Here is a 12945-nt window from a genome sequence, read left to right on the forward strand (position 1 = left end):
GATGAAAATCCATGAGCTTAGCCTCTAGCATAAAGTTCATATATTATACAGTTTACACCGCAAACCCAGAAGACCCCGTATTGTAGGACTCTGAAAGCGCGGAATATGTATACTAATAGCCAGTTTATGGGTGCAAAACCCGCCTCTCCCCACGTTATGTTTATTTGTATCCACTCCCTAGTCCGGACAGTTTTGATTTCATAGTCTTAACCCCTCGATTTTACGTTGGTATCTCGATCGCGGAATCGCCTTGAAACCCCTATTATACGGTTGAAAATCAAAAACTGTCCGAACTATTGCCCAATAAATTATAAGTTTGGTTCAAAATTTATAATTAGGTTTGTAGTGGAGACGAGGAGCCTTTTATCGCCCGCGCCGCGCCGACAACAAACAAGGTTATAATTAGCGATCAACCGGAATCGATCTGAGTCATAAACTCGGTTTATTAGTACAGATATAGTTATCAAACCAATAATTGTGGGTGATGCCGCGTTTTTCTAGGTAAGTCCTATTAAAACAAAAATATCCGATCGAATTTATTAAAATTCCAACCCCCCGACAAAACCCTCAATCCCTTGCAGCCGACACCTGTGTATCAAAAAAATTATCCGCCAAATAGTCTGCACTCCGGCTCCTAAGAGGTGTCCCCCCCTTATGGTACATAACACTGAGGTCGGCAAGCCTGTTATATTGGCAGTATGTAGGCAAGTTTCGGGACTACAGGTACTTGCACGTAAAGGAGTCAGAGTGTCTGCTTCCAGACGATACTTCGGCGAACAACTACCAAACCACAAGTGATTCAAGTTATGAACAGCGAAAAAGTCAGTGTAATAATTCCTGCATTCAATGCTGCCGACACTCTGACCCAGACAGTTGCCTCCGTACTCAAGGGTACCCACAAGAATCTAGAAATTTTTATTGTTGATGACTTCTCTACTGACGCTACTGACAAAGTTGCCGCTAAACTGGCAGAACAAGATTCGAGAATTCAATACTTCCGGAATCCCCAAAATTACGGGGTTTCTAAGTCTAGAAATTTAATGATGTATCGCGCCACAGGCGAATATGTAGCATTTCTCGACAGCGACGATACCTGGGAACCCAACAAGCTAGAAGTTTGTTTGAAGATGCTCGCAGACAATCCCGAAGTCAAAGCTGTGGCTCACGCTTTGCGGTATTTAGACAAGCGCGGCAACAAGTTGAGTTACATTCCCACCTATCCTACAACTAAAGCAGAAATGCAGGCGATTAAGGAGACAGGAGAAAGCCCTTGGGTTTTCCCGTCTTCTGTGGTAGTCTATCGCTCCATTCTTCTCGAAGAAGGCGGCTTTGCAGAAGATTGGCAGGTAGGAGAAGATACAGAGTTATTTACCAAAATTGCTCAAAAGTATGGCTTGCTAGCGACGACAGAACCTTTGGGAAATTATAGAATTAGAGGGAACTCTCTCACAGATAAGCACTGGCTGAAAAAGCGCATAGCTTCTGATTGTGTCAAAGAGAACCAACTGCGACGCTTGCGGGGAGAAAAAGAGTTATCGCTCAACGAATACGAACAGGTATGCTTTAAGAATTTGCCGCTTTTGAAAAGGCTTAACAAATTCAGAGAAGTTTTGGCACTCCACTACATGAGAAAGCTGGGACAAAGTTGGTTAAATCGGGAGGTTTTGCCGACTCTTGTTTACGGCATCGCTAGCACAGCGATCGATCCTCAAGCTACTTTGAACAAGTGGAAATGGATGAAGGCTCACGATAAGTTGAGTCATCAAACGGCAGAGGGAATCAGTCATTCGGCAGAATTAAACCGCCAGCAATCATCTAAAATCGGGGAGCTTTCCTAAAGAAACTCATATTTGTATGCAGGTTTTAGTCAAGAAATTAGGTGATGCCAATAAAGCCGAATCGAAGCCGATCGCGCAGGGGCTGGTTAATACGCGCTCTTGGGGTTTTGAGGCGTCTTTGACTGTTAATATCCTGTCGGAGCAATTACCCGCAATACCAACGACAATGGCTTGCAGCCGTGCGATGGGAGAAAATATAAAAATTTTTGAAAGTCGCGATCGGATGTCAGCCTTGATTTATTCGGTCGCAAGCTTCAACCCTGTACATGGCGTAAATAGCAGCGATCGCCCGCCGTGCTATTGGCTCCCAAAACAGTTACACTAAATAATGTATAAGTAAAAAGCAAAGTTTTTTGAATAAAAAAATGGGTAGCAAACCCTTTTTTGAGGCAGAAAATAAAAGCAAATATTTAGAAAAAATTCTGCCTTCTACCTTCAGAAGACGATCGCCTTTTTACTGTGAATTAGATTGAATTTATGGACTGGCAAGAAATTTCTGGCAACTGGGTATTAATTCCGTCTAAACCGATCGCGATCGTACATTTTCTCGGCGGTGCATTTGTGGCGACAGCACCCCAACTCACCTATCGCTGGCTGTTAGAGGCTTTGGGGAATCAAGGATATGTTGTAGTAGCAACGCCGTTTGTCAATACTTTGGATCATATTGCGATCGCCCGCGATGTCCTCAACAAATTTGAAAATGCCCTCGATCGCCTGCGCGCCACTAAATTGCTCAAATCTTCCTATCTCCCCGTTTACGGCATGGGACACAGTATGGGATGCAAACTGCACTTGCTGATCGGTTCTGTGTTTGACATAGAAAGGGCAGGGAATATTCTGATCTCTTTCAACAATTATGCGGCATCCGAAGCAATCCCGATCGTCGAGCAAATTTCCCCCGTCTTTAAAGTGGAGTTTACCCCTTCCCCGCAAGATACCAATCGCCTCGTCCAAGATAGCTATCAAATCCGGCGCAATCTTTTAGTCAAATTTAACGGCGACAACATCGACCAAACCCTGCTTTTGACAAAACTGCTAAAAGCACGATTTCCCGACATGATTACAGTTCAGACTCTAGCGGGCAACCATCAAACACCCTTGGGTCAAGATGTTAGCTGGCCTGTGGGTCAAATTTTTACACCCTTCGACGCGATCGGGCAATGGGTCAAACAAGAAGTGTATCGAGAATTAAATCAATTAAAACGGACAATTCTGCTGTGGCTTAATCCTGTGTCAAAGGATTTTTAATCTTAAAGTTCAGATTTTAGCTTAGTGATCTTAAATTTAGGAATTACCCATAAACTCTATCTGTAGTGCTTTGGTTTCCCTTTGCTCCTACCAATAGTGTTGAATAGCTGTTTGCGTAAGCCCTCAAACTGCCAAAGGGATGTCTAAGCTATGTACTCATAGCGGCGACGATCCGACTTTTTCGACTGACCTTGAGCCTCAGTGGTGAGTCAAAATGGCGATAGGTGCATCCGAGGCTAGGTAAATTACCGCCTTAGGCGTTGCTGAATTGAGGTATGATTTGTGCGGTCAAGAGATGTTTTGGCTACCCGATTTGCCTCGTTTGAGCGCGATTGAAATGATACGATGGATAGGGAACCGGAACATCCCAAAACTTAAGATAATGAATTACTAGCCTCATTGAATGTTTGAGCATTTCTCCCGACTTAGAATAGCACAGTGTCTTGCGATGAAGTCTGGCTTGCGTAATGTCGCAGTCGCGTATTCTCGCCCTCTACTCTGGTCATGTAAGTTTTACAGATAATTTGGTCTTCCTCTGGAATAAACATGGGGTAAACCGGTCATCAATCTGTGATATAAAAGTAACATTTCCAATTGCCAACGCACCTCCCATAGTGGCCGAAAAGTTGTAGAACGAGTTCCCAATACCCATCCTAAAATCCCTGGCTGAAAGTGATTTACGGCCGCCCCTCGCCAAATCTTATTTTTTTTACCCACAAACCTTTCTAGTTCATCAAGTTCTTCCACCAGGGGAATCGTGTCTGGTTCGCAAGCATCAGGGAGCAATTATCCTACTGGCTTGACCCAATTTATAATGCTGGTGTGATGTACTCATGCAAATCCTCTCAATTGCTCGAAAACCCATACCATTGACCGACATTTTGAGACATTCACGTTTAACTTATTCAGAATAACCTTTATGAGGTTGGTAGCAATCTATAAATTGTCTGCCACAACCGACACAAATATAATTCTGTTTACTTTTTTGATGACCTTTTTTATTAACATGAGTTGACTCACATTCAGCACATTGCACAAGCTCTGCGTTTTTTGAAGTGTTATCTTTTGGCTCTGGCACTATAAATTTATCATACCCTAATTCAGCAACACCCTTTATTTGATGGGGGTGGTGTTCCTACTGATTATCTCATGGTCAATCGACCGGACATAATATTAATGGGGGAAATACCGATGCTATGGGAATTGCCAGTGTCTAGGGCGGTGCAGTCAAATCAAAAGATCGTAAGCTGCGTAGCAGCTTAACAGTCACGCAGGGTTATTAGGGAAAAGTTGAGGGGCTACCCTCAACCCTTACCCGCTAAAAATATTAGTGTTATTTTTGATCGTCGATACAGGGCGAATAATTTTTGACCATCGACAAACAGTTCCGGCCATCAGCCGTTCTCGTATAACTGAGACTGTCTGCGATGTCTTTCATCAACTTCAGACCCCGGCCGCCTGAAGCTTCAGGATCGATTTTTTCCGACATATCTTTAATTTTTTGCTCTAAATCAAACGCAGCGCCCGAATCCCAAATTTTAATATCTACTGATTCAGTACACACCGCCACCTCAATGTCAACCGGCAAGTCCGGCCGTTTGCCCTCGTGGGCGTGACGCACCGCATTTGTAAAGCCCTCAGCCAAAGCCAACTGACAGCGTATCCACACACTTGTGGGAATTCGCTGCTCGTACAATTGTGCAAACCATGACAAAACTCGGTCTAAAGCACTCAGACCAGTATTGACTTGAAGATCCGCTTTCTTTAGGACTTGCAACTTTTTGGAACCTTTTAATTCAATCACGCTCTGCCACTGAAATTATAGTTCCATAAAATAGAGACAAATGTTGTATTGCCTTTACTTTACGTTTTTAACTTTTTTTGCCCAAAGGCCGGCAACTGCTACCACCCAAATCACCCATCGCAGTCATTCACTGGCAGCCTCATTTTCCACCTTCTCGATCGGCTCTTTTGCCATGTAAAACCGGGCAAAATTGAATGGGAGTGCGATCGTACTAGCTTTTGCTGCTAGGAAAATAAATGTCAAATCGACTAATTAGGTATTTACGATAACAGAAGTCCCGCCCAGATGTCAATTCGTCCCTGCAGCCCAAAAAAGTCCATAAAAGTTTATATTCTGAGTATAAACTAGGGGTGAAGTTCAACCGAACCAAAATTTGCCTCAAATTTCAAGGTAAATTGAACTTGATGGCTGGCCGGCAAAAGCATTTACCTGGAAAGCGATGTTATAGAAATATTCTGGGAGATTGAAAACCCTGTCCCGATCGGGCCCGGATTCCAAGCGACGGCTCGACGCTCGCTTCGCCGAACGTCTCAAGGGACGAAGAGTCCCCATGTTCTTTTTTATCCGTCTTATGCTGGGTGTGGTACGATCGTAATCGATCTAAAAGTGAGTATAACTAAACAACATAAAAACTTAACTGGATTGGTTGAGCGATCGGTCACACAAACACGGTGTTGCTGTTTAGGAAAGCTACATTTGAACAAAACCTAACTATAAGTCAAGAACTAATTGAGTACGGTAGCGCATACCGGAATTTAGGCTTCTGGAGAGAGCGACCTCTACTTAGACAGGAGAAATCCTGTCGCAAGAGGTGTCAGCTCGTTGAATGAAGAATTGATCGTGTATGAAAGACCTGAGAGTGTCAATAGACTATACTCAATCTCAGACAAGGGCGCTGACAGGATATATTTTTAATGACCCCCAGACCTTGAAAAACTTGTAGTACCTAAGTGCCCATGTTTCAAATTCTGGTTATTGACGATGATACGGCTGTTCAAGAACTGCTGAGAAGAACCCTGAAAAAACAGGGTTACGAAGTGACAGTAGCAAGTAATGGCGAAGACGGTGTAGCCCAGGCGCAAAAATTGCGTCCGGCCTTGATAATTTGCGATTGGATCATGCCGCGCTTGACCGGCATAGATGTCTGCCGTCGAGTTAAGGCAGATCCGGAGCTGTCAACTACACAATTCTTTTTGTTGACTTCTTTGGGTTCGATCGCCGATCGAGTCAAAGGGCTCGACGCAGGTGCCGACGATTTTATCTCGAAGCCGATCGAACTCAACGAGTTACAGGCGAGAGTACGCGCGGGATTGAGGCTGCACCAACTCAGCCGAGATTTGAAAATAGCCAAGCAAAGTCTGGAAGCAGAGTTAGCCGAGGCCGCCGAGTACGTGCAATCGCTGCTGCCAGATCCGATGACGGAACCTTTTAGCATCGAGGCAAAATTCATTCCCTCCCGGCAGTTGGGGGGAGATTGCTTCGACTACAACTGGCTAGATGCCGATTATTTGGCGATTTACTTGCTCGACGTAGCCGGTCACGGTTTGCGGGCGGCGCTGCCTTCTGTGGCCGTGCTGAATTTGCTGCGATCGCGCACACTCCCGAACATAGACTATTACAAACCCAGCGACGTTTTGCGCGCCCTCAACACCACATTCCAGATGAGCTACCAAAATGACAAGTATTTCACCATCTGGTATGGCGTTTACAACCGCATTTCTCGGCAGCTCATTTATGCCAGCGCCGGCCATCCGCCGGCGGTGTTGATTTCCCAGTCCCCTGCGAGCACTGCTAAAATCCAGCGATTAAAAACCCCCGGAATGCCGGTCGGGATGTTCCCCGACGCCCCCTATGTCGATAATTGCTGCGATGTCGAGGATTTGAGCACTCTCTACATCTTTAGCGACGGGGTATACGAGATCCACCAACCTGACGGCAATATCTGGGGGCTTGACCCTTTCGTTGACCTGTTAGCAGCTTACAACGGTGCAAGTGCCGACCAGTTAGAGCTGGTTTTGAACTACATTCAAAAGTTGAACGCTAAAGCAGTTTTTGATGATGATTGGTCTTTACTAAAGGTAAACTTTGGCTAGCTGACTTCTTGCATTGCATCTGCGACCAAACAGCAAGAAGGCAGCAGCCCAAAGATTTAGTTAGTTGAGAGAATTTTGCTATTAAAAGCATCCCGGGTCGGAAATATCTCGAAAACTCGATCCATGCTGGTGAGTTCAAATAAGATGCGGATTTGCTCGTTGATAGAACAGACAACTAATTGACTCCCAGCGGCCCGGACTGTTTTGAGCGCCAAGACTAAAGCGCCCAAACCAGAACTATCCATAAATGTCACATCAGTGAAGTCTATCAATACCACATCGGCTCCCGCTTCCACTAGGTCGCTAATCTCTTGGCGGAATTGACTTGCCTTGGTGCCGTCTAAAATGCCAGAGGGCTGAATAATTTTAACTACAGGACTCATATTTTGCGGTGGGAATGTCAGAATTTCTAGCCAGACTAGGCTAGTATAGCTGCGAGATGGACTCCGAGCCAAATAAGAAAGGGGGAAAGCGCCAGAGCCTGAGAGCGGGAGAATAGTTTTGAGTGCAAAAGATGGTGTTCGTCGCGGATCGTAACGCCGATCGGAGTCGCAGCGCTTCGCCGGGAGTGAATTTTGAGAGGGGACAATCTTTGTTCTGCCGAATGCCTTCTGGTATTAATCAAACAGGGCTAACTTTGGCGCGGTAGAGCAGTTTGTCGCCTTGTCTGTAGCCTGTGTAGCGGACTTTGACGGGTTCTCCGGGCTGGGCTGTTCCTTCCATGAGCTGGTGCTGTTGGGGGTTGTAGGGAATCTGGGCTCCGACAGGGGCGATCGACTCCACTCCCCAATGCTCCAATAACTGCTCGACTGGCCGCAGCAAGGGCAGTAGTTTCTGAGCCCGCAACTGGTGATTTTCCTGAGCTTTGCTCGCAGCAGTCGGCCACTGCAACATCCAAGATTCTAAAATTTGCACGCTAGAAAGCTGGAATTCCTGCATCAAAGATTCTCGCTGCTGTTCGATCGAAGCTTGCAGGCGCTGATATTCTTGTTCTAGGGCTGTTGATGGTGCCTGTTCTAACTCTACATAGTCTGGCGCCAATGTTGCGAGCAGTTCGGTTAAGGAAATTTGCAAAGCTTGACTGATTTTGAGCAGGATGTGGGCTCGGGTTTGCAGGGCTAAGCCGCGACGCAGGCGACTTAGCTGGATCTCGGGAACTCCTGCTTTTTGGCTGAGTTCTCGATCGCTCGAAAGCCCCGCCTGTTGCATCAGGCGTTGCAGTTGAGGAGCATAATCTGGAATATTGGCAGTCACGAAAAACTCATCCAAATTAATAAATGGACATATTCTCGATCCTAAGCTCTCAGGAGCATTAACGAAATACATTTTTGGGGCGGGCTGTTCGGCCCGCCCCACAGCAGTTTCGCAATTTATGAAGATGCAAGTTCAATTCTTGAAAGCTTGCTATTTGACGGCTACTTTTTCCCGGGCGGAGGCTGTTGCAGTTGTGGCAGAACCTTGCAAATGCGCTTCTAGGAACCACAAACGCTTGTCAATTGCGCGCGAAATTTCGGTATACAAGTCAGCGGTGTCGGCGTCGCCGAGTTCCGCTGCTTTGTCTATCGCGACTCGCAGGTGTTGGGCGTAGGGTGCGTAGCGATCGGCCAAAGCCGTCACGTATTCTTTCCCGTCTAAAATGTCGAAAGGAAACTCTGGCAGGATCGAATCTGCGGCGGCTGTGCGGGCTGTTCCTACAGCCAAACCGCCCAAAGCTGTAACCCGTTCTGCAACTAAATCGATGTATTCTTCGAGTTCTGTTGCCATTTCGTCAAACAGCAAGTGCAACTGGTAGAAGTCCATGCCTTTAACGTTCCAGTGGGCTTGTTTGACTTGAGTTTTTAAGTCCAGAGTCGTTGCCAGCGTGGCGTTGAGCAGCCCGACTACTTGAGAGCGGGTGGCGGCTGACATATCGATGCGGGTGGGGTAAAGATGTTGTTTGTGGTTGTTGGCAGTCATAGGTTTTTAGGTTGTTAGTAGTGATTGTCGATCGAATATCTTAGAAAGGTTTGGGCGATCGAATGTTTGCCTGTCGTGAATTTCTATTGAGAGGCTCAGGCTAAGTGCATCTGCAACACGGCACGGGTAGCTCGGCGTACTTTACAGCGGATAGTTTCTAAACCGAGACGCTGGCAAGCTTCGTAGCGGTGGCAGCCGGAAAATCCGTAATACTGACCATCTACTTCTAGCACATCGATGGGTTCGTTTAAACCTACCTCGCGGATGGATTCCATGAGGGCGGCTACTTTGGTTTGGTCGTTGACTCGCGGCAGGGGGCGGCGAATCTGGTTGAGGGGAATTTCTTCTATCCTCATGGCGGGTCTCTTTTTTGCTTGTTCTTAAATCATACTCGTAATGACTTCGACTTGGCAAGAAAAATGAGGACTGAGGCAAAAATTAGGTTTTTGCTCCATGACCGCGATTGCCCCATGCGGAATAATCGGAAAATTTGCGATCTTGTTCACGTGCAAGTCGAGCTACTGGTGAATGATGTTGAGCAGGCGATGTATCAATTACGTCTGAACGCAGGGCAAACGCATCTAACTTTTGATTTTCTATATATAGTTGTTACAACTGAAGCTAAAACACTATATGTGGAATTTTTTTGTCAATAAGGAACAATAAAGCCGAGTTATTGGTTCAAAAGCTCTCTTTATTGACAAGATGCGTTTGCTCTGGCCCTGCGTCTGAACGGAGTTCAGTTCGTCACGGTCGTGTTGAGCAGCGACAGATAATCGCATCACTGCGAATATCTTGATAGCAGCCGCTACAACACGGTTGTTAAACAACAAGCATCAACATCAAGGGCTAGTGCGTTCGACGATTTCAACTGCTTTGGCATTCAATCCCTTATCATTTGTCACAAGCACAAACTCGACGACATCTCCAGGACTCAATCTCTGTTCAGTACCACGAATATCACGGAAATGAACAAATATGTCTGGGTCGTGGCTCCCCCGAATAAAACCAAACCCCCTAATGTTGCTAAACTTTTTTACGGTGCCCTGTTCGCGTTCAAGTTGAACAGCAATAGATCTAGATTTGGGTCGCTCAAAATCTTTAACGTCTGAATTTTTAGCCAACTCATCATCCAAAAGGGTAATGAGAGCCGTTGTAAAAGCTTTGCGACGAGTTGCCTCAAACGGATTATAAGTTACTTTTGCCAATGCTCGATCAATTAAAAGAGTGGCGCTCTTGAAAATCTCAAGAGCTTTCGCTTCATCCCATAGGACTGTGCGTAGACTCTCACAATATTTTTCAATCCTTTTGTTATTCAAATACGGTGGTTGAGATGTCTCACTGAGCATACGAAAAAGCATTAGGAGATGGAAACGAAATGCACGATGATTCTTACCGTTTAATTCCTTTTGTACAAAGAAGCGTTCAAGCAGCGTATAGGCATAACCACTACAGTAATAAGGATAAGGGTTATGTTCCTCTTCAAAAAGTTTGCCTTTGTAAGCTTTCAATAATTCGCCGTAGTAGCGATGGGTACTTTGTGGTTCATTCAAAAACATCCCCAAAAAACATTTAACTTGTGTTGCGAGCGAAATGATTTGGGCTGGTTTTATAGGAAATCCGTCATATTGCTTAGAACGTCGTTCATAGTAAAGTTGCCCTTCTGTTTTAAATGTGTTGTAAAATTCTTCTAGCTCTTTATGAAAAGGCTTAGTAGATTCAAATGCTTCGACATAAACCTGTGTCTGCCTGTTGGTTGCTCGAATAATTTGATTCGTAACTTCAGTGTTGTTAGTAACAATCAGTTTTAACGGCACAAACATTTTATCAGTTAGTGCATCCTTGTTAAGGAATATCACATGACTGGTTTGACAGCCATTAACAACCTGATAATCTTGAATAGAAAAGCGCGAACCAACCTGCGTAACATTTTTGGCAACCACTGTAATTCCATTATTCAAAAGCGCAAATCTATCACTTTGATATTCGTCCTGTATTGTTGCCTCGATTTCTTGGTTGACAAGATTACTACCTTGGAAGTCTCGAACATTATCATAAAAAAGACTTCTAAGAAGATTACCATCTGTGTCTGTAATTAGTTTCAAATATTCTGAAGCTGGTAGAATTCCAATGTAAGCTTGATGAATTTCGCCGATGGACGGCATAGCTGTGTGCTTATCAAAATTAATCTCCTTAGTGACTTTTCGTCTAAGCTCTAAATAAAGTCGTTTGATATGTTCATTATCAACGGCGACGAAGCGAACTATGCTGAATAGTTTGGTTGCTTCAAGTACAGTTTTTTCATTTTTCACCCTACCCTCTAGGGTTGGATCTGCTGCCCATGTTCCTGTTGTGACGTAGTACATCTCACAAACAGGTACTTTATCCATGTCGATACTCAAAGTGTAAATATAATCTTTAAGAGCGCGAAGATTTGTCACTTGCGGGTTCATAGGAATAGCGGGTTGCTCTTCAAAGAAACTACGAACGCCAAACAAGAAGTTGCCTAATTCTCCTGAGTCAAATTTTGGGGATGTTTTTGATTGTATGAAAATAAATTTGACATCAAAGCGGCGGAGGTTTTCGCGAAAATAGTCAATTTCCTCTTGTGAGGTGACCATGTGATCGTTGACAAGAATTGCTATTCCATCAAGACTATTATCATTGGGGCCACCAACTGTCGTTGCTTCAACATCAAAAGGATCAGGATGAATTTTTGAGAGGATTGTGTGATTCACAAAGTATTCAAAAGCAGTTGGTTCATCAAGATGCTCAAGACTGCTGTCGTCTACAAATTTTTTGACGTAACTCTTTAGAATCAGATCCATATTGCTGCAAATTGGGAAAAAAACGTATTTATCAAGTTAAGCCTTGACACTGAGTATCAAAGCTGACCACCATTATAACTAGAAAATCCTTAAATGTCTTTATGCCAGAGACTTTCGGTACTAATGATTGCACCCTCCACGATACCTTTTCAACTACGCCCTCACAGATAACCCAAGTGGTATAACTATTATTAGGCTGCCCATTTCCGCAGAATACTTCAAATTACGCAGATAGGCGGAAGGTTTCCATATAAATCCTTATTAGATTAACATTTTTTATTTAATTGGGCAAATTTGGGTGACTAGGTTGACTTTCTTGCGTCCAACTCGGGAATTCTGGCAATAAGCAGCGCCCTAAAACAAGATCGATCGCCCCTTAACAAAAAATGGCAGCATCTGCTACTTAATCCTATCAACTCAATCCCGCAATAATATTGACACTCATAGCCAGAATAGCAGTGTTAAAAAAGAACGACAGCACGCTGTGAAAAAGGACGAGATACCTCGTGGAACGAGAAGTGATCTGCACGTCTGCAACTTGACAAGTCATGCCAATACCAAAGGAGAAATATAAAAAATCTTTGTAGTCAGGTTCCTCGTCGCCCGGAAAATCCAAACCCCCCGCCTGTAAGTAACTGCCGTGCTGCTTGCTGCGGTTTTTGTAGTAGCTGCGGGCATAGTGCATCGTGAAGATAGTGTGTACCTGCATCCAAGACCCAACAATTGTGAGGACAGAAAGCCCCAAGTGCAGAAATAGCAAATTCGGCGACAGACCTTTGGTATCGCGCAGCAAAAAGAAGATAGCTAACAAGCTAGCAAAAGCGGCTGCCACGATCGTACTTAAGATTGTTAAGCGGCCAGCATCCAACTGCTGAGCGTGGTGGCGCATCATTTCGGGAGTGCCTTGCAGCATCAGCATCCAAGTCAAAATCAGAAAACTGACCGCGCCCGCGTTCCAAATGCACAGCGTCCGAGTCAGGGGGAGATAATCAGGCGGCAGCAACACAGCAACTGCCATAGCAAACAGAACAGACACAAACACGCGGTGCCGGACGCTCCAGACCCAGTGAATTTTAGATTGGGAAACATTTTTCACAGTAATCTAGTGTAATTTACGCACAGTAAGGGTTAGAAAATCTCAACTACTGCCATCTTCGCAGGAACTCCCAAAAAATAGG

General features: G+C 44.8%; 11 protein-coding genes and 1 pseudogene. 4 read left to right on the forward strand and 8 right to left on the reverse strand.

The annotated features are described in order from the left end of the window. The first annotated feature begins 806 nt into the window (after positions 1-806). From QUA54_RS15960 to QUA54_RS15970, 3 genes are all read left to right on the forward strand, one after another. Positions 807-1838 (forward strand): glycosyltransferase family 2 protein, encoded by a 1032-nt coding sequence (locus QUA54_RS15960; protein WP_333415392.1) that lies wholly within the window; start codon positions 807-809, stop codon positions 1836-1838. A gap of 16 nt (positions 1839-1854) precedes the next feature. Then, positions 1855-2163, forward strand: coding sequence for a hypothetical protein (locus QUA54_RS15965; RefSeq protein ID WP_333415393.1), 309 nt, complete (start codon positions 1855-1857; stop codon positions 2161-2163). Positions 2164-2315: 152 nt separating this feature from the next. Beyond that, positions 2316-3086: a DUF1350 family protein gene (locus QUA54_RS15970; RefSeq protein ID WP_333415394.1), complete on the forward strand. Its 771-nt coding sequence runs from the start codon at positions 2316-2318 to the stop codon at positions 3084-3086. A 304-nt stretch (positions 3087-3390) separates the two neighbouring features. Here QUA54_RS15970 and QUA54_RS15975 read toward each other — a convergent pair. Further along, positions 3391-4122 (reverse strand): annotated as a pseudogene (locus QUA54_RS15975) (IS1 family transposase). A gap of 297 nt (positions 4123-4419) precedes the next feature. After that, a complete protein-coding gene (locus QUA54_RS15980) occupies positions 4420-4890 on the reverse strand; it encodes an ATP-binding protein (protein ID WP_333415395.1) in 471 nt (156 codons plus the stop codon). A gap of 956 nt (positions 4891-5846) precedes the next feature. On the opposite strand from QUA54_RS15980, the gene QUA54_RS15985 reads away from it, so the two are divergent. Next, positions 5847-6983: a SpoIIE family protein phosphatase gene (locus QUA54_RS15985; protein ID WP_333204647.1), complete on the forward strand. Its 1137-nt coding sequence runs from the start codon at positions 5847-5849 to the stop codon at positions 6981-6983. A gap of 56 nt (positions 6984-7039) precedes the next feature. Here QUA54_RS15985 and QUA54_RS15990 read toward each other — a convergent pair whose 3' ends face one another. The 6 genes from QUA54_RS15990 to QUA54_RS16015 all read right to left on the reverse strand — a co-directional run bounded on the left by QUA54_RS15990 (position 7040) and on the right by QUA54_RS16015 (position 12863). Continuing rightward, on the reverse strand, positions 7040-7366 hold the full coding sequence (locus QUA54_RS15990; RefSeq protein WP_333029330.1) for an STAS domain-containing protein: 327 nt from the start codon (positions 7364-7366) through the stop codon (positions 7040-7042). 238 nt (positions 7367-7604) lie between these two features. Continuing rightward, a complete protein-coding gene (locus QUA54_RS15995; protein WP_333415396.1) occupies positions 7605-8309 on the reverse strand; it encodes a helix-turn-helix domain-containing protein in 705 nt (234 codons plus the stop codon). A gap of 78 nt (positions 8310-8387) precedes the next feature. Continuing rightward, positions 8388-8939, reverse strand: coding sequence for a DNA starvation/stationary phase protection protein Dps (gene dps / locus QUA54_RS16000; RefSeq protein WP_333415397.1), 552 nt, complete (start codon positions 8937-8939; stop codon positions 8388-8390). Between the two features lie 95 nt (positions 8940-9034). Continuing rightward, positions 9035-9295: a sulfiredoxin gene (locus QUA54_RS16005; protein ID WP_190656154.1), complete on the reverse strand. Its 261-nt coding sequence runs from the start codon at positions 9293-9295 to the stop codon at positions 9035-9037. Between the two features lie 486 nt (positions 9296-9781). Then, positions 9782-11767 carry an AIPR family protein gene (locus QUA54_RS16010; protein WP_333415398.1) on the reverse strand — a complete coding sequence of 662 codons (1986 nt, stop codon included), beginning with the start codon at positions 11765-11767 and terminating at the stop codon, positions 9782-9784. 412 nt (positions 11768-12179) lie between these two features. Beyond that, on the reverse strand, positions 12180-12863 hold the full coding sequence (locus tag QUA54_RS16015; protein WP_333415399.1) for a DUF1345 domain-containing protein: 684 nt from the start codon (positions 12861-12863) through the stop codon (positions 12180-12182). Positions 12864-12945: the final 82 nt, after the last annotated feature.

Source organism: Microcoleus sp. MOSTC5 (assembly GCF_036701825.1).
GTDB classification, from domain to species: domain Bacteria; phylum Cyanobacteriota; class Cyanobacteriia; order Cyanobacteriales; family Microcoleaceae; genus Microcoleus; species Microcoleus asticus.

Excerpts from the sequence above, each read along its gene's own strand:
- QUA54_RS15960 (WP_333415392.1), top strand. The coding sequence starts at position 807 with ATGAACAGCGAAAAAGTCAGTGTAATAATTCCTGCATTCAATGCTGCC.
- QUA54_RS15965 (WP_333415393.1), top strand. The coding sequence starts at position 1,855 with ATGCAGGTTTTAGTCAAGAAATTAGGTGATGCCAATAAAGCCGAATCG.
- QUA54_RS15970 (WP_333415394.1), top strand. The coding sequence starts at position 2,316 with ATGGACTGGCAAGAAATTTCTGGCAACTGGGTATTAATTCCGTCTAAA.
- QUA54_RS15985 (WP_333204647.1), top strand. The coding sequence starts at position 5,847 with ATGTTTCAAATTCTGGTTATTGACGATGATACGGCTGTTCAAGAACTG.
- QUA54_RS15990 (WP_333029330.1), bottom strand. The coding sequence starts at position 7,366 with ATGAGTCCTGTAGTTAAAATTATTCAGCCCTCTGGCATTTTAGACGGC.
- QUA54_RS15995 (WP_333415396.1), bottom strand. The coding sequence starts at position 8,309 with ATGTATTTCGTTAATGCTCCTGAGAGCTTAGGATCGAGAATATGTCCA.
- dps (WP_333415397.1), bottom strand. The coding sequence starts at position 8,939 with ATGACTGCCAACAACCACAAACAACATCTTTACCCCACCCGCATCGAT.
- QUA54_RS16005 (WP_190656154.1), bottom strand. The coding sequence starts at position 9,295 with ATGAGGATAGAAGAAATTCCCCTCAACCAGATTCGCCGCCCCCTGCCG.
- QUA54_RS16010 (WP_333415398.1), bottom strand. The coding sequence starts at position 11,767 with ATGGATCTGATTCTAAAGAGTTACGTCAAAAAATTTGTAGACGACAGC.